Here is a 24,062-nt window from a genome sequence, read left to right as displayed (position 1 = left end):
CCTTACCCGGCCTACGTTTGGATTGTGGCAAAATGAGCTTACTGCCACCCATATCGACGCGCATAGAATCCTTTCACCATCTGCGTCAGCACCATATAACCCGCGAGGATCGCCACCAGCCATGGGAAGTAGCTCAGCGGCAGCGCCTGAAGTTGCAGGTAGCTTGCCAGCGGTGAGAACGGCAGCGCGATACCCAGCGCCATCACAATGCCCGTCATTACAATCAGCGGCCACGCGGCACGGCTCTGGATGAACGGAATGCGGCGCGTGCGGATCATGTGCACAATCAGCGTCTGGGACAGCAGCCCTACCACGAACCAGCCGGACTGGAACAGCGTCTGGTGTTCCGGGGTGTTGGCGTGGAACACAAACCACATCAGGCAGAAGGTCAGAATGTCGAAGATGGAGCTGATCGGCCCAAAGAACAGCATGAAGCGGCCCAGATCGGCCGGGTTCCAGCGCTGCGGCTTCTGGATCTGCTCGTCGTCAACGTTATCAAACGGGATCGCTACCTGAGAGACATCGTACATCAGGTTCTGGATCAGCAGGTGCAGCGGTAGCATCGGCAGGAACGGCAGAAACGCGCTCGCCACCAGCACGCTGAAGACGTTACCGAAGTTGGAGCTGGCGGTCATTTTGATGTATTTGAGCATGTTGGCGAAGGTGCGACGCCCTTCGATGACGCCCTCCTCCAGCACCATCAGGCTCTTTTCCAGCAGGATGATATCCGCCGCTTCACGGGCGATATCCACAGCGCCGTCCACGGAGATGCCAATGTCCGCCGCACGCAGCGCGGGCGCATCGTTGATGCCGTCGCCCATAAAGCCCACCACGTGCCCTTCACGACGCAGCAGCGTCACAATGCGCTCTTTGTGCATCGGCGTCAGGCGGGCAAACAGCGTCGTGCGCTGGGCAAGCTGCGCCAGTTCGTCGTCGGAGAGGTGCTCAATGTCGCTCCCCACCACCACGTCGCCCGCGTCCAGCCCCACTTCGTGGCACACTTTGGCCGCCACCAGCTCGCTGTCGCCGGTGAGAATTTTGACGGTGATGCCGCTCGCCTTCAGCGCCTTCAGCGCCGGTGCGGTGGTCTCTTTCGGCGGATCGAGGAATGCGATGTAACCCTCGAGGATCAAATCGGATTCGTCGATACGCTGATAGTCCCCCTCCCGCGCGGGCAGGAATTTGCTCGCCACCGCCACCACGCGCAGCCCCTGACGGTTCAGGTTGTCGGTGACGCGCTTGATGCGGCGCAGCATGGTGTCGTCCAGCGGCACGATCTCCCCGTTGTGGCGAACCTGCGTGGAGACGTTCAGGATCTCCTGCAGCGCGCCTTTGCAGATCAACTGGTGCACGTCCGGCTGCTCGCTGACCACCACCGACATGCGGCGGCGCTCGAAGTCGAACGGGATTTCGTCCACCTTCTGCCAGCGGCCGGAGAGCGTACGGGCGGCCTCCTCGTCCACGCCTTCCAGCACCGCCACGTCGAGCAGGTTTTTCAGCCCGGTCTGGTAGTGGCTGTTCAGCCACGCGCTGTGGAGCACGCGCTCGCTGGTTTTACCGGCGATGTCGGTGTGGTTCTCCAGCACGATTTTATCCTGCGTCAGGGTGCCGGTTTTATCGGTGCAGAGAATGTCCATCGCGCCAAAGTTCTGAATGGCGTCGAGGTGTTTGACGATCACCTTTTGTTTAGAGAGTTTGACCGCCCCGCGAGCCAACGTGGAGGTAACGATCATCGGCAGCATTTCCGGCGTCAGGCCGACGGCCACGGAGAGCGCAAACAGCGCCGCCTCCCACCAGTCGCCCTTGGTGTAGCCGTTGATCAGCAGGACAATCGGCGTCATGACCATCATAAAGCGGATCAGCAGCATGCTGACGCGGCCAATGCCTTTCTGGAACGCATTCGGCTCGCTCTCCTGCTCGCTGACGCGCCCGGCAAGCTGTCCAAACCAGGTATTGCCGCCGGTGGCGGTGACAATTGCCTGCGCCGTGCCGCTGACCACCGTGGTGCCCATAAAGCACAGGGTGTCGCACTCGAGCGGGTTCATCTGCTGCGGGTCGCGGCTGCGCGATACCTTCTCAACGGGCAGGGACTCGCCGGTCAGAGAGGCCTGCGCCACGAACAAATCGCGCGCCTGGATGATGCGTAAATCCGCCGGGATCATGTCTCCCGCCGCCAGCTTCACCAGGTCGCCCGGCACCAGCTGGTCAATAGGCAGTTCCACCCAGGCGTTTTCGCCGAGGTCGTTAATCACGCGCGAGACGGTCGCGGTGTTGCTGACCATCGCCTTCAGGGCGTCCGCCGCTTTGGTGGAGCGGGCTTCCTGAATGAAGTTCAGCAGCGTGGAGATACCCACCATCAGGGCAATCACGCCCGCGGCAAAGAGATCTTCCGTCGCGTAAGAGATAATGCCGAGTACGGTCAGCAGCAGGTTGAACGGGTTGCGGTAGCAGAGCCACAGGTGCACCCACCACGGAGAGGGCTTCTGCGCCGGGATCTGGTTATCGCCGTGCACGGCGCGGATTTTTTCCACTTCAGACGCGTTCAGCCCTTCCGGATGGCCGCCAAAGGCGCGCCAGACTTCGTTTTCATCCATCGCCGCCACGTTCAGGCAGCGTTCGGTCAGGGACGCCGGGATCGCCGCTCCTGCCATGTTTTTGGCATTGGGCAGCGGGTCGCGCTGAACAAGACGGTGTGGCAGATGGCGGCTCAGCAGCGCCTGCAGCTGCCGGGTGATATTTTTAAACATAGACATTCCTCCGCATCCGCCAGGCGGACGCAGCATTCCCTTCAGGCGTGGCAAAGCCGTACCTGTCAGGCACTCAATTTTTCAAGCAGGAACGTTTGGGACGTTGCTGCCTCACATTACCGGTGAGACAGCAAAAGCTGGCTTACCGGAAAGAACAAATTCTCCCATTCAGGAGAGGTGCGGGATCGGGATCCATAAAGCCTCCGGTAAGTAAAAAAACAGGGTGTCGCCGCGCAGTATAAAGATTTAAGCGTACCCTTTGTGACGATTCGGGCGGTATTATACGCGCCTGCAAATAAACAGTACGTAAACCAGACTTTGCCCATAGCGAAATCGCGCTATAGCATTAGGCTCAATTGACCATTTTGTCGTTGTTACAGGGAAAACAGCATGCAGAACCGCCTTACAATTAAAGACATCGCGCGTTTAAGCGGCGTGGGGAAATCAACCGTCTCACGCGTGCTGAACAACGAAAGCGGCGTCAGCGAACGCACCCGCGAGCGCGTTGAGGCGGTCATGAATCAGCACGGTTTTTCCCCTTCCCGCTCCGCGCGCGCCATGCGCGGGCAGAGCGATAAAGTGGTTGCGATCATCGTTTCGCGTCTGGATTCTCTCTCCGAAAACCTCGCCGTTCAGACCATGCTGCCTGCCTTCTACGAGCAGGGCTATGACCCGATCATGATGGAGAGCCAGTTCTCGCCACAGCTGGTGGAAGAACATCTCGGCATGCTCCAGCGCCGTAACATTGACGGCGTGGTGCTGTTTGGTTTTACCGGCATTGACGAGGAGATGCTGAAACACTGGCAGCCGTCTCTGGTGCTGCTGGCGCGCGATGCCCACGGTTTTGCCTCCGTCTGCTATGACGATGAGGGGGCGATTATCACCCTGATGCAGCGCCTGTACGAAGAAGGCCACCGCCACATCAGCTATCTTGGCGTGCCGCACGCGGACGTTACCACCGGCAAGCGCCGCCACGAGGCCTATCTGGCCTTTTGCAAAAAGCACAATCTCCCTGCCGTGGCCTCCCTGCCGGGGCTGGGCATGAAGCAGGGCTACGAGCAGGTCGCCAGCGTCCTGACGCCGCACACCACCGCGCTGGTGTGCGCCACGGACACCCTTGCGCTGGGTGCCAGCAAGTATCTGCAGGAGCAGCGCATTGATAACCTGCAGGTGGCGAGCGTCGGCAGCACGCCGCTGATGAAGTTCCTGCACCCTGAAATTATCACCGTCGATCCGGGCTACGCCGAGTCCGGCAGGCAGGCCGCCGCGCAGCTGATCGAGCAGATCAACGGGCGGAGCGAGCCGCGCCAGATCGTTATTCCTGCCCGTCTCTCATAACCCCCCTGAATCGTTTATTGTGATCTTCGCCCGATTTCGGGAACGTTCCCATTTTCGCCGTCACGCTGAAGGAGTAGGCTTGCGCTCAGGTCATTACCCCCCTCAACATCTGTCATGAGGTTTCATGATGAGTAAAGTCAAACAAGCAGATATCGATCGGCTGATCGTCCTGGTCGGCGGCCGCGAAAACATCGCCACCGTCAGCCATTGCATTACCCGCCTGCGCTTCGTGCTGAACGATCCGGCCAGGGCCAACCCGAAGGCGATTGAAGAGCTTTCCATGGTGAAAGGCTGCTTCACCAACGCCGGACAGTTCCAGGTGGTGATTGGTACCGAAGTGGGCGATTACTATCAGGCTCTGCTGGCGACCACCGGACACTCTTCTGCCGATAAAGAGCAGGCGAAGAAGGCGGCGCGCCAGAATATGAAGTGGCACGAGCAGCTGATTTCCCACTTTGCAGAAATCTTCTTCCCGCTGCTGCCGGCGCTGATCAGCGGGGGCTTAATTTTGGGCTTCCGTAACGTCATCGGCGATGTGCCAATGAGCGACGGTAAAACCCTGGCGCAGATGTACCCGGCGCTGCAAAGCATCTATGACTTCCTGTGGCTGATTGGCGAAGCGATCTTCTTCTACCTGCCGGTCGGGATCTGCTGGTCCGCCGTGCGCAAGATGGGCGGTACGCCAATTCTCGGTATCGTACTGGGCGTCACGCTGGTCTCTCCGCAGTTAATGAACGCTTACTTACTTGGTCAGCAGGTGCCGGAAGTATGGAACTTCGGCCTGTTTACCATCGCCAAGGTGGGCTATCAGGCGCAGGTCATTCCGGCCCTGCTGGCGGGTCTGGCGCTGGGCTTTATTGAGACGCGTCTGAAGCGCATCGTGCCGGATTACCTCTACCTGGTGGTGGTGCCGGTCTGCTCGCTGATCCTGGCCGTCTTCCTGGCGCACGCTTTTATCGGTCCGTTTGGCCGCATGATCGGCGACGGCGTGGCCTTCGCGGTGCGTCATCTGATGACCGGCAGCTTCGCGCCAATCGGTGCCGCGCTGTTTGGCTTCCTGTATGCCCCGCTGGTGATCACCGGCGTGCACCAGACCACGCTGGCCATCGATATGCAGATGATCCAGAGCCTCGGCGGTACCCCGGTCTGGCCGATTATCGCCCTCTCTAACATCGCACAGGCCTCTGCGGTGACCGGCATCATTATCGTTAGCCGTAAGCACAACGAGCGTGAGATCTCCGTTCCGGCGGCCATCTCCGCCTATCTCGGCGTCACCGAACCGGCGATGTACGGCATCAACCTGAAGTATCGCTTCCCGATGCTCTGCGCGATGATCGGCTCCGGCCTGGCGGGCCTGCTGTGCGGCCTGAACGGCGTGATGGCGAACGGGATTGGCGTCGGCGGCCTACCGGGGATCCTCTCCATCCAGCCTACTTTCTGGCAAGTGTTTGCCCTGGCCATGGCGGTGGCGATTATCGTCCCCATGGCGCTCACCACCGTGGTTTACCAGCGTAAGTTCCGTCAGGGCACGCTGCAGATTGTTTAACTTCATCTTTCGGGGCGCAGTTGCGCCCCTTCGCATTTGCAGGTACGCACTATGAATACCCTTCCTCACTGGTGGCAGAACGGCGTCATCTACCAGATTTACCCAAAGAGTTTTCAGGACACCACCGGCAGCGGCACCGGCGATCTGCGCGGCGTGACGCAGCGGCTGGATTACCTGAAAACCCTCGGCATCGACGCCATCTGGCTGACGCCGTTTTATATTTCCCCGCAGGTGGATAACGGCTACGACGTGGCGAATTACACCGCCATCGACCCGTCCTTTGGCACGCTGGATGATTTTGACGAGCTGGTTGCCGAAGCGCACGAACGCGGCATTCGTATCGTGCTGGATATGGTGTTTAACCATACCTCCACGCAGCACGCCTGGTTCCGCGAGTCGCTGAACAAAGAGAGCCCGTACCGCCAGTTCTACATCTGGCGCGACGGCACGCCGGAGCAGCTCCCCAACAACTGGCGCTCCAAGTTTGGCGGCAACGCCTGGCGCTGGCACGCCGAGAGCGAGCAGTATTATCTTCACCTTTTCGCGCCCGAGCAGGCGGATCTCAACTGGGAAAACCCGGCGGTGCGCGCCGAGCTGAAAAAGGTATGCGAGTTCTGGGCCGATCGCGGCGTGGACGGCTTGCGTCTGGACGTGATTAACCTCATCTCTAAAGATCAGGATTTCCCGGACGACACCATTGGCGACGGTCGCCGCTTCTACACTGACGGGCCGCGCATCCACGAATATCTCCAGGAGATGAGCCGCGACGTCTTCACCCCGCGCAACCTGATGACGGTGGGCGAGATGTCGTCAACCTCGCTGGAGAACTGCCAGCAGTACGCGTCGCTCGACGGGCGCGAGCTGTCGATGACCTTTAACTTCCACCACCTGAAGGTGGACTACCCCGGCGGCGAAAAGTGGACGAAGGCAAAGCCGGACTTTGTGGCGCTGAAAACCCTCTTCCGTCACTGGCAGCAGGGGATGCACAACAAAGCCTGGAACGCGCTGTTCTGGTGTAACCACGACCAGCCGCGCATCGTGTCGCGCTTTGGCGACGAAGGGGAACACCGCGTTCACGCTGCAAAGATGCTCGGCATGGTGCTGCACGGCATGCAGGGCACGCCGTATATCTACCAGGGTGAAGAGCTGGGCATGACCAACCCGCACTTCAGCCGCATCACCGACTACCGCGACGTGGAAAGCCTGAACATGTTCGCCGAACTGCGGGTCAATGGCCGTGAGCCGGATGAATTACTGGCGATCCTAGCGAGTAAATCCCGCGATAACGGGCGAACCCCAATGCAGTGGGACGCGTCGCACAATGCGGGCTTTACCGAGGGCGAGCCGTGGATTGGGGTCTGCGATAACTATGAAACCGTGAATGCCCGTACGGCGCTGGACGACCCGGATTCAGTGTTCTACACCTATCAGTCGCTGATTCGTCTGCGCAAAACCCTGCCCGTGCTGACGTGGGGGGATTACGACGATCTGCTGCCGGAACACCCTTCCCTGTGGTGCTATCGCCGCCAGTGGCAGGGCCAGACGCTGATGGTGGTGGCAAACCTGAGCCGAGAGCGCCAGCAGTGGCAGCCGGACCCGGTCCAGGGCGCATGGCAGGTCGCACTCAGCAACTATGAGGACGTCCCCTCTCGTCCCGATACGCTGCAACTGCGCCCGTTTGAAGCCATCTGGTGGGTGCAGGAATAAACGTCAGGAGATACAGCATGCTGTATCTCCTTTTTTATGTTTAGCGATACGCTAAATGTACGACGATAACTTTTACATCACGGCGTACCGAAAATAAAAATAGCCCTGCCAATTAAATAACCTCGGCAGGACATGATGAAAAAGACAATTATTAAAGTAACGTGTATTAGTGCATTATTATTGAGCACACAGGGATGGTGCGGAAATACGTCCGTCGACCTTCGCTTTGGCCATAATACGCGCTCTGACGTAAATGATTCTCGTATTAAGGTTATGCATCAGGCGGATAACGGTTTTTACTTCTCCGTTGAAGCCGCACAAAACCATAACGACACCTTTTTTGGTGATACCGACCGAAATAATCCCGATGACAAAGGATTAACGGAGGCGGCACAGGAGATTGAAACGCGCTGGCGCTTCAATCTGGGCAATGGCTTTGCCGTTGCGCCTGGCATGGTGACGGTTTTCACCCCCAGTAATACCCACTATCGCCCCTTCATTCAGGGCTGGAAAGCGTTCGATAACGGTCTGAACCTCTCTGCCCGTTACCGTTATAACACCATCAATGACGCGCACAGCGACAAAGAACTTGACGGCAGCGGCTATACCCGCCGTCAGTCACACCAGTTCGACATTTGGTTCGCGTACAACATTGGCAAATTCGGTATGTCCTACAACCCGCGCTTCCGCTGGCAGGATAATGTCGATCAGGGAACCGGGGATGATACCTACTGGGAGCATACCGTTGCGTTCAACTACCAGCTCGACGATGGCTGGACGCCTTACGTCGAGCTGGTGTCACTGGATAAAACCTATATCAACAATGACGGCAACCATGAAAATGATTATGCCGTACGTCTGGGGATAGTGAAGCAGCTCTGACGGCCTGACTACACCGTATCGTGCTGCAGCAGCCTGCAGCCGATACGGTCCACGGCGCTTAACAGTTCAAGCTGGCCCTCCCGCTGATACAGCGATACCGCGTTAATGTCGATCGATAACGGCCAACATAGCGTTGAGATTGACGCCAGCGTCGCCCCCTGACGGGTAATTGCAATAATCTTTAAGCCCTTGCGCAGCGCGTTTCGCGCCATTTCTATCAGCGACTGTGTCTCCCCGGATTTGCTGATCAGCACCAGCGTCCCCTTCGATACCCGTGTCAGCTGGTGCATGTCATTCAAAATAAGATGCGGCAGGCTCGCCAGCGATAAAAAGCGCGACAGGTAGTTGAGGCTGGTAAGCGAGGCGCCGCGTGCGTACAGATAGATATGGCTGGAATGGATGAGCAGCCTGGACACCTCCGCCACAATGTCGTCCGCCTGCGGACCCGCGTCGGGCACTGCAGGCGCAGGGGTAAAATGATCGCGTAAAAAACGATACCGAAGCTCGGTATAGCTTTTATACCCCATTTTTTTACACACACGATTAACGGATGTTGTCGTTGTAAAGGTATCACGGGCAATCTCTTTTGCCGAAATATTAGAAATATTACACGCGTGATGCTGAATGTATTCAAATATCAAGCGTTCACTTCCCTGGAATGAATTCATATATTACACCCTGTTTAATCCCGGCATGATATTAACACAACAGAAAAATAGTCTCTGGAAGGCGCTTCACACATTGCATTTACGCGTATCACGATACGTAATTAGTATTAGCAAACGTTAAAAACTGTTTTAGGTTCTCTTTATACTTTCCCTGTTTTCACATCCAGGGAATTATGACAATGACGAAACAGAAAGTTGTCGCGGTAACGGCCTGCCCGACGGGCATTGCACATACCTTTATGGCGGCGAATAAAATTATTGCATGGGCTAAAGAGCATAATATTGAGGTTAAGGTCGAAACGCAGGGCAGCGACGGCGTTAAAAATCGCTTAACGAAGCAGGATATCGCCTCCGCCACGGCCATTATTCTGGCAACCGACGTCCCCATTCAGGATGCCGAGCGCTTTGAAAACATTCCCCACCTTCAGACCCGCACGCAAGAGCTGATCAAGCATACCGATCGCTATCTGCGTCAGGCGCTTGCCATGGAAAAAAACGTCACGACTGTCGTACATGAAGACGAACTCCAGCCTTCGGCTTACCAGATTTTTATTGGCCATATCATGGCGGCCATCAGCTATATGCTGCCGGTGGTGGTCATGGGCGGGCTGATGATGGCAACGGCCAAAATTACCGGCCAGTTTATTAACATCGACCATTCGCCGTTCAGCGTGCTGGATAAAGTGGGCTTTATGACCATTAAGTTCATGTATCCGGTTTTCGCCATGTATCTGGCGTTTTCCATTGCCGGCAAACCGGCGCTGATCCCCGGACTTATCGGCGGCATCATGTCAGACGAGGTCTACAAGCGCTTCTTTGATATCGAAGGCTTTATGCCGTCCGGCTTTTTCGGCGCGATCGGCATTGGCTTTTTTGTGGGCTATCTGGTGCGCTGGCTGAATGATTCCATTCACGTCCGCCAGCAGCTCACCACCATCAAGACCATGCTGGTCGTCCCACTGATCACCGGCATTACGCTGGTGATGGTCATGGAATATTTGATTAACCCGATTTTCGGCTCGCTTAACCAGCTGATGGTGGTCTTTTTTACCTCGGCAGGTGACACCGGGCGCGGATTCTATTCCGCGATGATCGCCGCAGGCACCGCGTTTGACCTGGGCGGCCCGGTCAACAAGGCGGCAGGCTCAGTCGCGCTCGGCCTGAATGGCATGAGCGAAACGTTTGATCTCACCGCCCGCGAACTCTCCATCGTGATCCCCTCTATTGGCGTCGGCTTTGCCGCGTTCCTCAACGGCCGCTTTGGACTACCGGATGTTTTTAGCCGGGAAGAGAAAACCGTTGGCAGCACCTCGTTGCTGCTGGGCGTGATTGGGATCTCCGAAGGCGCGATCCCGTTCATCCTGAAAAACCCACGTCTGATCCCGGTGTTCATGACCGGTGCCGTCGCCGGCGCGCTGGTCGCCATTGCACTCGGCGTGAAGCAGACGCTGCCGCTGCCGGCCATCTGGGGCTGGCCGCTGGCAACCAACGTGGCGGGCTACCTGGCGAGCGTCTTTATTGGCGCACTGATTTGCGCCCTGGGCGTGCTTTACGTCAGCCCAAAGAACGCCAGCTAAGGGGAAGGTCATGAATCAGATCCACGTCATTGCCCATACGCACTGGGATCAGGAGTGGTATTTCACCCGTCAGGACAGCATGGTGCTGGCGTCATATAACTTTGCGGACGTCATCGACACGCTGGAGCAGGACCCGGCTTACAGCTGCTATCACCTTGACGGACAGATGGCGGTGGTAGAAGACTTTCTCGCTATCAATCCCGATTATCGCACCAGGCTGGAGACGCTGGTCAGAGCGAAAAGGATTTTTGTGGGGCCGTGGTATACCCAGACGGACACCTACAACGTGCATGGCGAATCCATTATCCGCAACCTCAAATACGGCATCTTCTCTGCCCGTAAGCTGGGGCACGCCATGCAGGTTGGGTATCTTCCGGATACCTTCGGCCACAATGCGCAGATGCCCACGATTTTGCAGGGCTGCAATATCGACAACATCGTCTTCTGGCGCGGCATCGATCACGACAGACAGGCGAAAAGCAGCCAGTTCCTCTGGCGCGCGCCGTCAGGGGCGACCGTTATCGCCTGCGCGATGGCGCTCGGTTATGGCGCGGCTAAAAACATCTCTTCAGACGCGAGCCATTTGCAGGGAAAAATCTTCCCGATGGTCAATCTCCTGCGCTCGCGGGCCGGAATAAATGACCTGCTGCTGCCCTGCGGCGGCGATCAGGTCAGCATCGACCCGGCGCTGCCGAAAATCCTGCAGGTCGCCAGCGCACGCTCCCCGGATGAGGACCATTACGTCATCAGTTCGCTGGAGCGCTACGTCGACATTCTGCGCGCGCAGCGTGAGCAGTTTGAATTCTGGGAAGGAGAGCTGAAATCGCCGCGCTACACCCGCATCCATAAAACGATCGGCTCCGTGCGCTACGACATTAAAAAGAAAAATGATGCAGTTGAGCAGTTCATCCTGCGGCAGCTGGAGCCGACAATCGCCATGGCGCGTCATCAGGGGCTCCCGGTCAACCTCTCGGTGGTCGATACGCTCTGGAAGAAGCTGTTGCGAAGCCATGCCCATGACTCCATCGGCGGCTGTAATAGCGATGCCACCAACCGCGATATTTTGCATCGACTGGAGCAAACCGAACAGCTGTGCCACAGCCTGTGGAATCTGGTGGTGAAAACCCTGGCCGCCGCCTGCGCCCGGGAAGGCGATCTGCTGATTTTTAATCCGCTGGCCACGCAAACGCAGCGCGTGGTGAAAACCACTCTCTATAGCCGCGCTGAAAATATCGCCCTGATGTATCAGGGGCAGGCCATCCCCTTCGACGTCCTGAAAAGAGACGTGTTGCCCGGCGGAACGGCGATCTCCCTTAACGCCGAAGGCGAATGTGAAACGCCCCTTCCCCCTTATTACCGCTGGCACGTTGCTGTGAAAACACCGGTTCTGCCGCCAGTCGGCTATCTCAGCGTTAACGTTGAAGATGACCCGGCGCCTTTCCGGCAGCCTGAACAGACAACGGGCAGCGAGATAGAGAATGCGCATTATCGATTAACGCTGGACGACGGAACGCTAACTCTGCACGACAAACGCAGCGGCAGATGCATCCCCTCGTTCTTTACCCTTGAAGACTGTGCGGATGCGGGCGACAGCTACGATTTCTCACCGCTTGCGGGCGATACGCCGACGCGATGCGACCATTTCACGCTCGTCGACTGCCTGAAAACGCCGCTTGTCGAAAAGCTGATCGTTGAAGCCACCCTGTTTCTTCCGCCAGATCTCGCCGGACGCCAGGATACTGCCCGAACGCCGTTATCCCTTCGTCTGGAGTGCACATTACGCGAAGACGATCCGAACCTGTACGTCGAGGCTTCGCTGGAAAACAGCCACTGCGATCACCGGCTACGTTTACTGATCGGCAGCGATATTCGCACCCGTCACGCTATCGCCTCCCAGCCCTTCGCGATAATCCAGCGCGATACGGGGTGTGAGAGTGGAAACTGGCAGGAGCGCTATCGCGAGATGCCCGTGGATATCGAAACCACCGAAGGCATTATTGCTGTCGCGGAAGCGGGCAAAGCGCTGGTGGTGAATAGTCGCGGTATGAAGGAATTTCAGATTATCGGCAGTGAACCCGCGGCGATTGCTCTGACGTTGTTTAAAGCGACGGGCGTGCTCGGGCGCAACGATCTCGACTGGCGACCGGGCCGTGCGTCCGGCATTAATAATACGGTGGTTGAGACCCCCGATGCGCAGTTGCTGAAACCGCTGCACTTTTCATTTACCGTCGCGCTGGCCGACAGCGCCGATCATCTCACGCTTCGCCAACTGGAAAATCAGGCGGCCGGACAGCCCTTCACCTACCAACGGCAATCGTTACACACGCTCGATCACCGCCTTGAGCGCTTTGCGTTGCGTCTGCCCGAGCATCAGCTTCCGGCACAATTCTCATTATTGACCCTGCCGGAGCCGCTAGTCCTTTCTGCCCTGCCCCATGCGCAACGGTCGAATGGCACCGTCGTCCGGGTGTTTAACGCCGGGACGCAGCCGGTTCCCGTCCCGGAAAGTCTGGTGGGGCTACGTCAGATCAACTATCTGGAAGAGCCTGTGCCGCCGGTAACGGCAATCCCCCCTTTCGCAACCTGCGATTTTTTGATGGAGGCTTAATATGAACTTGCTTGCATTGACGCACCCCGATCTGGTTTTTATCAACCCGCCGCACCGTACGCCTGAAGCGCTGATCCGCTGGCTCGCCGAACCGCTCGCCAGGCGAAAAATCATCTGCGATGAAGAAACATTCATCCAGAGCGTATTACAGCGCGAAAGCGAAGGCCCTACCGCGCTGGGTGAAGCGCTCGCCGTTCCGCACGGTAAAACCGAGGCGGTGCAGCAGGCGGCGTTTTGTCTGGCACTCTTTGACGACCCGATACGCTGGCCGGGGCTGGACGGTGATGAAGAGGTCAGAATGGTTTTCCTGCTCGCCATTCCGCCCGCGGAAGCAGGCAGTACCCACATGCAGCTGCTGACGACGCTGACCAGTTTATTGACAGAAGATCGAGTGCGCGCGCAGCTTCTGGCGGCGCGCACCCGGGAAGAGGCGATGTCCGCCCTGAGTGCTGAAGAACCTCAAAAACAGGATGCGGCTCCTGACCGCTCCTTTCTCATTCCGGTGATACTGGGCAGTATCGCTACCGCAGCCTTTTTACAGGCAGGATTGAGCTGGGCCTGCGCGGTGAGTTAACCGAACGGCGCTCAGCATGTACCACGTTGAGCGCTTGTTTTTGTTGAATAATTAATCAGATTTTTCCTTCGCGTCTTTACAAAGGCTGAAGCGCCCGCCGTTTGTACTCTCGTCTTTTTACTTTGTTCTGCGTCAAATAAATCGCAAACTTGTTTGATGCAAATCACTATATGTAGAACTTAAAATGCACGCCGACCCAACATATTGTATTAATCGTCTACTATTCCAACAACAAGACGGCGCTTACGCTGGCCGGAATTGTGGATAACATGAGCTGGGAACGGGGGAAGTCTTTGGCCTGGCGGGGAATACGTCCGGTGAATACTTCTCCACCTCTGTGGATAACCTGTTTTTAAAAATGGAGTGATCATGACACCGCATGTGATGAAACGTGATGGCTGTAAAGTGCCGTTTAAATCAGAGCGCATCCAGGAAGCCATTCTGCGTGCAGCTAAAGCAGCGGGAGTCGATGACGCAGATTACTGCGCCACCGTCGCAGAAGTCGTTAGCAGCCAGATGACTGAACGCAGCCAGGTCGATATCAACGAGATCCAGACCGCGGTTGAAAACCAGCTGATGGCTGGCCCCTACAAACAGTTAGCCCGCGCCTACATTGAGTATCGCCACGATCGCGACGTGCAGCGTGAGAAGCGCGGTCGCCTCAATCAGGAGATCCGTGGCCTGGTGGAGCAGACCAACTCTGCCCTGCTCAATGAAAACGCCAACAAAGACAGCAAAGTGATCCCGACCCAGCGCGATCTGCTGGCCGGTATCGTCGCCAAACACTATGCCCGCCAGCATCTGCTGCCGCGCGACGTGGTCTCGGCACACGAGCGCGGCGAGATCCACTATCACGACCTCGATTACTCGCCGTTCTTCCCGATGTTCAACTGCATGCTGATCGACCTGAAAGGCATGCTGACCCAGGGCTTTAAAATGGGTAACGCCGAGATTGAACCGCCTAAGTCGATCTCCACGGCGACAGCGGTAACGGCACAGATCATCGCTCAGGTGGCGAGCCACATTTATGGCGGGACCACCATAAACCGCATTGACGAAGTGCTGGCCCCGTTCGTGACGGCGAGCTTCAACAAGCATCGGAAAACTGCCGAAGAGTGGCAGATCCCGGACGCGGACGGCTATGCGCACTCCCGTACCGAAAAAGAGTGCTACGACGCGTTCCAGTCGCTGGAATATGAAGTGAACACGCTGCACACCGCCAACGGGCAGACGCCGTTTGTAACCTTCGGTTTTGGCCTGGGCACCAGCTGGGAATCACGCCTGATCCAGCAGTCCATTCTGCGCAACCGTATTTCCGGCCTCGGCAAGAACCGCAAAACCGCGGTGTTCCCGAAACTGGTGTTTGCCATCCGCGACGGCCTGAACCACAAGTTGGGCGATCCGAACTACGACATCAAACAGCTGGCGCTGGAGTGCGCGAGCAAGCGCATGTACCCGGACATTCTGAACTACGACCAGGTGGTAAAAGTCACCGGCTCGTTTAAAACGCCTATGGGCTGCCGCAGTTTCCTCGGGGTGTACGAGGATGAAAACGGCGAGCAGATCCACGACGGGCGTAACAACCTGGGCGTCATCAGCCTGAACCTGCCGCGCATCGCGCTGGAGGCCAAAGGCAATGAAGCTGAATTCTGGAAACTGCTGGATGAACGCCTGCAGCTGGCGCGTAAGGCGCTGATGACCCGTATCGCACGCCTTGAAGGGGTGAAAGCCCGCGTGGCGCCCATCCTCTATATGGAAGGGGCCTGCGGCGTGCGCCTGAAGGCGGACGATGACGTGTCCGAGATCTTCAAAAACGGCCGCGCGTCGATTTCGCTGGGCTATATCGGCATCCACGAAACCATCAACGCCCTGTCTGGCGACGCGCATATGTACGACAGCGCGGCCCTGCGCGAAAAAGGCATTGCGATTGTCCAGCGCCTGCGCGACGCGGTTGACCAGTGGAAAGAGGAAACTGGCTACGGGTTTAGCCTCTACAGTACGCCGAGCGAGAACCTGTGCGACCGCTTCTGCCGTCTGGACACCGCCGAGTTCGGGATTGTGGAAGGCGTGACCGACAAAGGGTACTACACCAATAGCTTCCACCTCGACGTGGAGAAAAAGGTAAACCCGTACGACAAGATCGACTTCGAAGCGGCCTATCCGCCCATCGCCAGCGGCGGCTTCATCTGCTACGGCGAGTACCCGAACATCCAGCACAACCTGAAGGCGCTGGAAGACGTGTGGGATTATAGCTATCAGCACGTGCCGTATTACGGGACCAATACGCCAATCGACGAATGCTACGAGTGTGGCTTTACCGGTGAGTTCGAGTGCACCAGTAAAGGCTTTACCTGCCCGAAATGCGGCAACCACGATGCAGCCCGTGTCTCCGTGACCCGTCGCGTGTGCGGCTATCTCGGCAGCCCGGATGCCCGTCCGTTTAACGCCGGCAAGCAGGAAGAGGTGAAGCGCCGGGTGAAACATCTGGGGAATGGGCAGATCGGTTGAGCCACTGCCACATTTATGCCCGGTGGCGCTACGCTTACCGGGCCTACAATCCGCACTCACACTGTACCCGGCTTGGTTAACCGCTATGAACTACCATCAGTACTACCCCGTCGATATCGTCAACGGCCCCGGCACCCGCTGCACCCTGTTCGTTTCAGGCTGCGTTCACGAGTGCCCCGGCTGCTACAACAAAAGCACCTGGCGCGTAAATTCCGGCATGCCGTTTACCGCTGAAATGGAAGACCGCATCATCGACGACCTGAACGACACGCGCATCAAACGCCAGGGGATTTCGCTCTCCGGCGGCGATCCGCTCCATCCGCAAAACGTGCCGGAGATCCTGAAGCTGGTGAAGCGCATCCGCCGCGAGTGTGCGGGAAAAGATATCTGGGTCTGGACGGGATATAAGCTGGAAGAGCTGAATGCTGCTCAGAGGGAAGTCGTGGATTTGATTAACGTGCTGGTGGACGGCAAGTTCGTGCAGGATTTAAAAGATCCGGCCCTGATCTGGCGCGGCAGCAGCAACCAGGTTGTGCATCATCTGCGTTAAATGCTAAAGCCGTTTATTTGCTTCATGATAAACGGCTGATTTCTCTCTCTTTCCGATAGCGATAACAAATACCGTAACTACGTTATCCTGAACCTGATAAACCAAACGATAACCCAGAGATCTGAGTTTTATTTTGTAGCATTCCGGCAGGCCGTGCAGGCGGGCCTATTCAATTCTGGGGTTCACTAAGACGTCAGCAAGTTTCTTTTTAAACTGGCATTTCACCGTATCGCCCAGCTTATGCCACTCCTTTAAAGCCCTAGGGTCGAACTCCAGTTCATAAATCATCCAGACTAACCTTAATTCCCTTTTGTGGATTCGCCAGTCGCTCCCGGACTGTCTGTATCAGTTCATCTTCACTGTCACTGATGGTGACAGTTTTCACCGGCATACGCCCTGTTTCCGCAACGTACTGAAACAGTAACCGCACGGCTTCCGTTGGGGTAATATTGAGTTTTTCCAGCACGGCATACGCCTCATTTTTGAGTTTGTCATCCAGACGGACGTTAAGCGTGGCCATTATGCCTCCAGTAAAATCGAATGTGTAATGCAGTTTAGCATTACATTCGCATTACATCGAATTCTGGATAACGCCTCTCAAAACCGGCTCAAACTCTCCATCGCCTCAGCCTTAAACGCCGCAAAATCCTCGCACTGGCACAGGCGCGTCATTGCGCGTTCTCGCAGGAAAGTGACGAAGATGTCGTAAATCGCCATCGCCTCTTCGTACTCGCTTTTGCTGATGGCGAGCAGGAAGATGACGTGCGCCGTTTCATCCCCCCACTGAATACCCTGCGGAGCCAGCACCGTATAGACCACCGTTTTCTGTGCCAGCAGGCCGAGGGAGTGCGGCAGCGCGATGCCGTCGCCGAGCATGGTGCTGACGATAGCTTCACGCTCAACGACCGAATCCAGAAACTCCGCGCCAACAAAGCCTTCGCGTTCAAGCTGGTCACACAGCTCGCGGAACAGCGTTTGCTGGTCAACAGGTTTGTTGAGAATGCGGAAATGGGCCGCGTCGAAGTATTTCTCCAGCATCCACGGGCGGGTGCGGTCCACCAGCACCAGCTTGCCGATCTGCTCTAACTGATAATCGGTCGGGAACGGGGCGATCGTCACCACCGGTTTAGATTTTTCACTCACGCGGGCGGTGGAGATGACAAAGTCTTCGCCGATGGCATCCGCAAGCTCGTACTCGCGCAGAGTGAGCGTGCGCGTCACCTCGATCTGCGGGTATTTGCGCTGGAGCACCGCCTCGATCATGCGCACCATCGCATTACCGGCGTCGCACACCAGCAGCACGCGCGGCTGGCGCTGGTAGCCGATGTTGTAGTGGCGCTCCAGCCCCACGCCGATGTGCAGCACCAGAAAACCAATCTCGTTCTCGCTGATCGCATACGGCGTATATTTCCCCCAGCTCGACACCGCCGCGAGAGTCATATCCCACGCCATCGGATAGTGCTGCTTGATGTTGTCCAGCAGCGGATTGGGGATCATGATTTGATAGCGCACGCGGGTGATCATGGTTTTGATGTGCGTGAGCAGATCGGCGTGCAGCTGCGCGTCGCTGAGCAGGTTGTAGTTATAGTGGGTGTTGATGTAGCGCAGGATATAGTTGACCAGCGCTTCGTCGTCGTCGGCGTTAATCGCGCTGGGGGCAATCTCCTGAATCTGCCGCGCCGCGATGTGGACGCACAGCCAGCTCTCTTCCGATGGCGCAAGCGCCTTGCCCGCCAGCTCCTGAATGGCCACCGCGATATCCTTCGCCGCCTCGCGCACGTTCTCTTCCACGTCTTCCGCGTGGAATTCCGGCAGCGGATACCCCTCGCTGATGCGCCGCACCGACACCGCGCAGTACAGGCGCAGGAACAGTTCGCCTTCGTCGGTCAGACGAATGTGATGGCGGGTGAGCGCGTCGTGAAGCACGACCACCATCTGCTCCGGTACCCCGGCGTTGAGCGCGACCTCCGTCACCAGCGGGTTAAGGCTGTCCTGCTGCGCCAGCTCCCACAGAAGATCGGTCAGGCAGGCGCGGACCGACATCTCGCTGCCAAACAGCTTCATGCCGTGGCGCGGGCGGGTTTCCAGCGTCAGGTTATAGCGCTGGAACCACTCGCGCACTTCCACCATGTCGCTCTGCAAGGTGGCGCGGCTGACAAACCACTCGTCGGCCAGATCTTCAAGCTTAAGTGAAAACGCCGACGTCAGGAAACGCACCACCAGATAATGCACGCGCTCCGGTCCCGTTCGGGGAATACGCAGCGCGCGCGGGTGCGATGCCTGCAGCTGCTGATAGCGCTCGGCATCGTCAATTTTAAGCTGGTAGCCGTTACCCCGGCTCAAAATAAACTGCGCGCCGTGGCTCGCCAGCAGCGCGTTCAGGGCGGTGATATCTGCGCGGACGGTTCGCGTGGAGACCGACAGCCGCTGCGCCAGCTCGTCCTGCGGCAGCGTCTCGTTTTGCAACAGATCGAAAAGTTGCGCTAAACGTTGGTTCGGAAATCGCACGTCGTTGTCCTCTTACTGCTCAGGGTGAAATAACCATCTGGGATGGGCTGCCGACCGGGATATAGTCTGGCTCGAAGATCAGCTTGCCGTCCTGCGCCACGCGGAAACGGGTAATGTTGTCGCTGCGCTGGTTCATGACGTACAGCCAGCGGCCCTGCTTATCGAGCGTCAGGGTGCGCGGGTAGTCGCCGCGCGTCCAGACATCCTCCTGATGCGTCAGCGTGCCCTCCGCTGTTACGGTAAAGTGCCCGATGCTGTTATGCAAACGGTTCGCCACATACAGCTGTTTACCATCGGCGCTTAGCGCCAGCCCGGCAGCAAAACTGGTGCCTTTATAGCCGTCCGGCAGGGCAGAGACCGTTTTACCCTCTTTCAGTCTGCCGCTGCTGTCCAGCGCATAATGGGTGAGCGTCGACGCCTCTTCGTTAATCAGCCACAGGGCATCGCCTTTCGGCGTAAAAACAAAATGACGCGGGCCGGCGCCTTTTGAGGAGGCGCTGATAAACGGCGGATCGTTCGGCGTTAGCTTTCCGGTTCGATCGTCAAAGCGGTACTGATAGATACGATCCAGCCCAAGATCGGTGGAAAAAACGTACTTCCCACTCGGATCGGCGGCGATCATGTGCGCATGCGGGCCGTTGTGATCGCTGATGGCAAAGCTACCTTCGACAGCCGCTTCCGGCTTCGCCGCGCCCGGTTCGCCCTGGTCCTGATGTCTGTCCGTCGCGTCACCCAGGCTGCCGTCCGCGTTGACGGGCAAAACGGCAATCGATCCGCTGACGTAGTTCGCCACCAGCAGATGCTTGCCGTTTGGCGTTAGCGAAAGATACACCGGCCCGGCGCCGCCGGAGGCCACCTGATTCAGCTCGCTCAGCTCACCGTTATCGCCGACGCGCAGCGCCTGCACCACGCCCTGCTCCACTTCGCTTGCCAGATACAGCGTTTTACCGTCTTGCGAAAGGGTCAACTGCGCCGCATTCGGCAGTTTGCTCACCAGCGTTTTGTTATCGAGCGCGCCGGTTTGCGGGTCAACGGTAAAACGGTACAGCCCTTCACCATTCGGATTATAGGTGCCCACCCAGGCGTATTGCGTCTGGGCGATGGCGGCGGTGGCGAGCATTGAGAGTGAAGCGACAAGCAGGTTACGGGTGTGCATGGTGGCTCCTTTATATGTGTGAGTTCTACTTCACCAGCTTCTTCGTCATCGCCAGCAGCGTACGCACATCTTCGGGACGCGTATCGCCGCTGGCTTTGTCGATAATCGAGCTGTAGATATGCGGGATGATTTTGCTCACGCCCGCGTCGAGGGCGATCTGCAGGATCGCCTCATAGTTTTCCAGATCGATACCCCCCGTCGGCTCCAGCCAGAAGTCGTGACGGGCGCAGGCTTCCGCCACCGCCTGGTATTCGTCACGGCACTTGAGGCCGCCCATCGGGAAGTACTTAATCGAACTGCCGCCGAAGTCTTTCAGCAGGGCAATCGCCGTTTCAACCGGCACGATACCGTCCGGCGCTTTGCTGCTCAGCGGGCCGGTGGAGATTTTCACCATGCCGACGGTACCGGTCGGAGAGACCAGGCCATTGACCACCGATTCATTCTGCCCCAGCAGCGCGCGGCTCGCGGCCACGCCGGTGAAGACCTGATTAACGTGCTGCGGCTGCACCTGGCGGGAGATCTCGCTCACCATTGCCGACTGGTTCGGATCGCCCGCGCCCAGCCCTACGGAGAGCGCGTTATCAATCAGCGCCGCGTATTCACGCATATCCGCGACCGCGCTCGCCACGTCCGGGTAATTTTTGGAGAGCACGCCCACCAGCACGTGACCTTCCGCCGCCTCGTAAATGGCGCTGGCGTTGGCTTTCGAGCCAGCCAGCACGTTCAGGCAGACGCGGTCACGGTAAAAATTGGGGGTCAGTTTCATGCGTTTTTCTCCTGTCCTAATACTTCACTAATGCGGCGGTAGACGATGTTCAGCTGGTCAGCACTTACGCTGCGCACGTCCGCTTCGATAATCCCTTCGTTGGCCTTGTAGCCACGGAAATAGATGGCGTATTCGCCCTGCTTGAGCGCATTCACCAGGTCACCCGTGCCGACGCCTGTGGTGGCTTCGTCGAACTTAATTTCGGTGCGGGCGATATCGCGACCCGCGCTGTCCCAGACCACGCGGGCGGTGACGCCGTTCAGGGTGTTGAGCGCGTCGATAAACGGCGTCATTTTCGCCACCATCTCGGCGCCGCTTTCCTTGGTGGCCGTCAGGTAGTGTTCGATGGCGCAGGTCAGGCCGAGGATCCCCTCTTTACCCACCTTCATGGCGCGGCCAATACCCGCCGTCTGGCGTTTCACCCACTCGACGTACTGGGTTTTGCCGATCACCAGGCCGCTGGTTGGCCCCTCGATCGCCTTCGCGCCGCTGTAAATCACCAGATCCGCGCCGGAGCGGTAGTACACGTGCAGATCTTCTTCCGCCGCGGCATCGACGATCAGCGGCAGGGAGTGTTTACGTGCGACGACTGCCGCCTGCTCGACGCTGAGCATGCTTTTCTGAACGCAGTGGTGCGATTTGATGTAGAGGATCGCCGCCGTGCGCGGGGTGATGGCCGCCGCCAGCTGATCGGCGGAACATTCGTTGGCGTAGCCCGCTTCCACCAGCTTGCCGCCGCCCAGCGCTACCATGGTGCCGACCGGCGCGCCAAAGTTAACGTTGTGGCCTTTCGGCAGGACGATTTCATTGTTCTCGATTGGCGTGACGTGTAGGTTTTCCAGCAGCCAGTCGCTGTCTTTTACCAGCACCGCCGCCACGGACTGGGCGATGCCCGCCGACGCGCAGGAGACCACCGTCGCGCCTTCCACATCCAGCAGCTTCGCGATGTATTCCCCGGTTTTATTGACCAGATCCTTCATCTCGAAGTAATGATTCATGCCGTCCATCGCCGCCTGCACTACTTCCGGGCGCGGCGTGGAGACGCCCAGCGCCGTCATGCGGCCAGAGGTGTTGATAACCTGCTTTAAATTATACTTCTCATAAATCGAAGGCATGTTCCGTGCTCCCTTGTTCGGTCATGTAGCCCTTGCCCGCGCGGATCGCGGCAAGCGGCACCAGAATGTGTTCAGCCTGCAGGCTGTCGTTTTCAGCGTCCGTCAGCACCGTTGGCTGGCGTTTAATCGTAAACAGCGTCAGGTCGGCGTCGAGACCCGGCTGGATGCGACCCTTACGCGTCAGGCGCAGGCCGTCGGCGGCGTTCGAGGTCACGCAGTCAATCACCTGCGGCAATGACATGCCGATGGCGAGAAACTTCGACATCACGCTTGCCAGCGAGCCAACCGGGCCGTTGATGCGGTTGCGGCAGTAGATATCCGAGCTGATGGTGTGCGGCAGAATGCCCATCGCGATGGCGCGTTTCGCCACCTCAAAGCTGAAGCTCGCCGTGCCGTGGCCGACGTCCAGACGCACGCCACGCTTCAGGGCGGAGGTGATGGAGGCGCGCAGCTCGCCGGACGGCGTCAGAATGCGGTTAGGCTTACCGTTATAGCAGTGGGTAATGATGTCGCCGGAGCTTAACAGCTCGGCGATTTCATCGAGGTTCGGCGGGTTATTGCCGATGTGCACCATCAGCGGCAAGTCGCCATTCTCTTTCTGGATGGCTTTGGCGCGCTCCAGCGGCGTGATGCCGTTTTCACCGACCACGCTGCTGCTCATGCGCGCCTTCAGGCCGACGATGAAATCAGGGTGGCGCGTTACCGCCTGCTTCACCGCGCCCGCATCAATATTGGCCATATTGGCCAGCTCGTTCTGGGCGATCAGCCCCACGCGGGAGATGTTCAGCAGGGCAAAGACCTCGGTGGAGGCCTTGCGGGTAATCGCGTAAAAATCGTCCACGTCGTCGGCCCCGGTACTGCCCGCGTCCACCACGGTAGTGACGCCGGTGGCAATGCCCACGCTGTCCGGCTCGTCGTGGTAAATCGGTGAGTTCGGGTAGCAGTGAACGTGGGAGTCAATCCAGCCCGCGCTAACGTACACGTCACCGTTAAGCTCAACCGTTTTACGGGCGGGAGCGTCAATTTCGCCCATCGCGGCGATCTTCCCGTCCTGAATGGCGATATCGGTCAAAGTATCGTCGGCGAGGCGCGCACGGCGCAGGAGTAAATCAAACATGAGGATCTCCTGATATGGCGGGCGCCGGAGCGCCCGCGAGTATTAAAGGGCGACCGGGAACAGCCAACCCAAAATCATTGCGCCGAGGATGGCGCCACCGGTAATCGGCTTCTGCCAGATGTAGAACAGCAGCGCGCCTACCAGCGAACCGACGCCGATTGGAATGGAGGCGGTCATCGCGCTGAGGATAATCAGCGGCCCGAGGAAGCGGCCGGAGGCGTTACCCGCGCCCATCATCACGTCTGCGCCGTAGGTGGAGTTGCTCTGGTTGATGGTGAACTTACGCGCCAGGATGATGACGTAGCCAATCGCCAGACCAATCACCAGGCCGGTAATCAGCGAGGCGATGAAGTTGGTCACCGGGAACATGATCCCCGCACCCAGCAGCAGCGCCGGTACGCCGAGGCCTACGCCGGTCTGGATCGCCCCGCCGATGTCGAGAATACCCACCAGCGATCCTTCAATAATGCGGGCGAACAGGAAGCTCGCGCCGAACGCCGCCACCGCGCCGTAGACGCCGGTATCGATCCCCGCTTTCAGCATCGCCACGAAGGCCACTTCGTTAAACGCGCCGATGCCGTAGAGGTAGTACATGTGCGTCCCGGCGAAGACGCCGGAGGAGAGCAGGCCAACGAAGATCGGGAACGACCAGTCGGCATACCAAAAACCTTTATTCTGTTCCATGTAGAGGCTCC

General features: G+C 58.1%; 18 protein-coding genes and 1 pseudogene. 9 read left to right on the top strand and 10 right to left on the bottom strand.

The window, feature by feature from the left end:
- Positions 1-38 precede the first annotated feature (38 nt).
- Positions 39-2,747, bottom strand: a complete 2,709-nt coding sequence (gene mgtA / locus AC2FAJ_RS11100; protein ID WP_047364047.1) for a magnesium-translocating P-type ATPase — start codon at positions 2,745-2,747, stop codon at positions 39-41.
- Between the two features lie 390 nt (positions 2,748-3,137).
- Here mgtA and treR point away from each other — a divergent pair, with 390 nt between their 5' ends.
- The 4 genes from treR to AC2FAJ_RS11080 all read left to right on the top strand — a co-directional run bounded on the left by treR (position 3,138) and on the right by AC2FAJ_RS11080 (position 8,220).
- Positions 3,138-4,085, top strand: coding sequence for a trehalose operon repressor TreR (gene treR, locus AC2FAJ_RS11095; protein WP_041911447.1), 948 nt, complete (start codon positions 3,138-3,140; stop codon positions 4,083-4,085).
- A gap of 127 nt (positions 4,086-4,212) precedes the next feature.
- Complete coding sequence (treB, locus tag AC2FAJ_RS11090) at positions 4,213-5,631, top strand: PTS trehalose transporter subunit IIBC (protein WP_028015311.1); 1,419 nt, start codon at positions 4,213-4,215, stop codon at positions 5,629-5,631.
- 51 nt (positions 5,632-5,682) lie between these two features.
- Positions 5,683-7,338: an alpha,alpha-phosphotrehalase gene (treC, locus tag AC2FAJ_RS11085; RefSeq protein ID WP_485454130.1), complete on the top strand. Its 1,656-nt coding sequence runs from the start codon at positions 5,683-5,685 to the stop codon at positions 7,336-7,338.
- Between the two features lie 135 nt (positions 7,339-7,473).
- Complete coding sequence (locus tag AC2FAJ_RS11080) at positions 7,474-8,220, top strand: oligogalacturonate-specific porin KdgM family protein (protein WP_028015309.1); 747 nt, start codon at positions 7,474-7,476, stop codon at positions 8,218-8,220.
- Positions 8,221-8,228: 8 nt separating this feature from the next.
- Here the strand turns inward: AC2FAJ_RS11080 and AC2FAJ_RS11075 are convergent, their stop codons facing one another.
- Positions 8,229-8,888, bottom strand: a complete 660-nt coding sequence (locus tag AC2FAJ_RS11075; protein ID WP_041911449.1) for a MurR/RpiR family transcriptional regulator — start codon at positions 8,886-8,888, stop codon at positions 8,229-8,231.
- A 179-nt stretch (positions 8,889-9,067) separates the two neighbouring features.
- On the opposite strand from AC2FAJ_RS11075, the gene AC2FAJ_RS11070 reads away from it, so the two are divergent.
- The 5 genes from AC2FAJ_RS11070 (at position 9,068) to nrdG (ending at position 16,705) form a co-directional block, all read left to right on the top strand.
- Positions 9,068-10,465, top strand: a complete 1,398-nt coding sequence (locus AC2FAJ_RS11070) for a PTS fructose transporter subunit IIC (protein WP_072058717.1) — start codon at positions 9,068-9,070, stop codon at positions 10,463-10,465.
- Positions 10,466-10,475: 10 nt separating this feature from the next.
- Positions 10,476-13,073 (top strand): glycoside hydrolase family 38 N-terminal domain-containing protein, encoded by a 2,598-nt coding sequence (locus AC2FAJ_RS11065; RefSeq protein WP_485454129.1) that lies wholly within the window; start codon positions 10,476-10,478, stop codon positions 13,071-13,073.
- A 1-nt stretch (position 13,074) separates the two neighbouring features.
- Positions 13,075-13,647: a PTS sugar transporter subunit IIA gene (locus AC2FAJ_RS11060; protein ID WP_248113304.1), complete on the top strand. Its 573-nt coding sequence runs from the start codon at positions 13,075-13,077 to the stop codon at positions 13,645-13,647.
- 369 nt (positions 13,648-14,016) lie between these two features.
- The gene (gene nrdD, locus AC2FAJ_RS11055; RefSeq protein WP_060573501.1) at positions 14,017-16,155 is read left to right on the top strand and encodes an anaerobic ribonucleoside-triphosphate reductase; all 2,139 of its coding nucleotides are present in this window, start codon (positions 14,017-14,019) and stop codon (positions 16,153-16,155) included.
- Between the two features lie 85 nt (positions 16,156-16,240).
- Positions 16,241-16,705, top strand: coding sequence for an anaerobic ribonucleoside-triphosphate reductase-activating protein (gene nrdG / locus AC2FAJ_RS11050; RefSeq protein WP_045259613.1), 465 nt, complete (start codon positions 16,241-16,243; stop codon positions 16,703-16,705).
- Between the two features lie 3 nt (positions 16,706-16,708).
- On the opposite strand, the pseudogene AC2FAJ_RS11045 reads toward nrdG, so the two are convergent.
- The 8 genes and pseudogenes from AC2FAJ_RS11045 to AC2FAJ_RS11010 all read right to left on the bottom strand — a co-directional run bounded on the left by AC2FAJ_RS11045 (position 16,709) and on the right by AC2FAJ_RS11010 (position 24,051).
- Positions 16,709-16,993, bottom strand: a pseudogene (locus AC2FAJ_RS11045) (type II toxin-antitoxin system RelE family toxin).
- Positions 16,983-17,225, bottom strand: coding sequence for a type II toxin-antitoxin system RelB/DinJ family antitoxin (locus tag AC2FAJ_RS11040; RefSeq protein ID WP_023331889.1), 243 nt, complete (start codon positions 17,223-17,225; stop codon positions 16,983-16,985). The pseudogene AC2FAJ_RS11045 and the gene AC2FAJ_RS11040 overlap by 11 nt, the downstream one beginning before the upstream one ends.
- 77 nt (positions 17,226-17,302) lie before the next feature.
- Positions 17,303-19,213 (bottom strand): BglG family transcription antiterminator, encoded by a 1,911-nt coding sequence (locus tag AC2FAJ_RS11035; RefSeq protein WP_060573507.1) that lies wholly within the window; start codon positions 19,211-19,213, stop codon positions 17,303-17,305.
- A gap of 19 nt (positions 19,214-19,232) precedes the next feature.
- Positions 19,233-20,369 (bottom strand): lactonase family protein, encoded by a 1,137-nt coding sequence (locus AC2FAJ_RS11030; RefSeq protein ID WP_485454128.1) that lies wholly within the window; start codon positions 20,367-20,369, stop codon positions 19,233-19,235.
- 25 nt (positions 20,370-20,394) lie between these two features.
- A complete protein-coding gene (dagF, locus tag AC2FAJ_RS11025; RefSeq protein WP_041911457.1) occupies positions 20,395-21,135 on the bottom strand; it encodes a 2-dehydro-3-deoxy-phosphogluconate aldolase in 741 nt (246 codons plus the stop codon).
- On the bottom strand, positions 21,132-22,250 hold the full coding sequence (locus AC2FAJ_RS11020; RefSeq protein ID WP_028015299.1) for a DgaE family pyridoxal phosphate-dependent ammonia lyase: 1,119 nt from the start codon (positions 22,248-22,250) through the stop codon (positions 21,132-21,134). Before AC2FAJ_RS11020 ends, dagF begins: the two co-directional genes overlap by 4 nt.
- Positions 22,234-23,367: an amidohydrolase/deacetylase family metallohydrolase gene (locus AC2FAJ_RS11015; protein ID WP_485454127.1), complete on the bottom strand. Its 1,134-nt coding sequence runs from the start codon at positions 23,365-23,367 to the stop codon at positions 22,234-22,236. The genes AC2FAJ_RS11020 and AC2FAJ_RS11015 overlap by 17 nt, the downstream gene beginning before the upstream one ends.
- A 42-nt stretch (positions 23,368-23,409) precedes the next feature.
- Positions 23,410-24,051 (bottom strand): DUF4310 family protein, encoded by a 642-nt coding sequence (locus AC2FAJ_RS11010; RefSeq protein WP_003856081.1) that lies wholly within the window; start codon positions 24,049-24,051, stop codon positions 23,410-23,412.
- Positions 24,052-24,062: the final 11 nt, after the last annotated feature.

It is taken from the genome of Enterobacter cloacae complex sp. 385G4 (genome assembly GCF_057320665.1).
The sequence above is the reverse complement of the archived record's forward strand: the minus strand, read 5'-3'. Positions and strand labels throughout refer to the sequence as shown.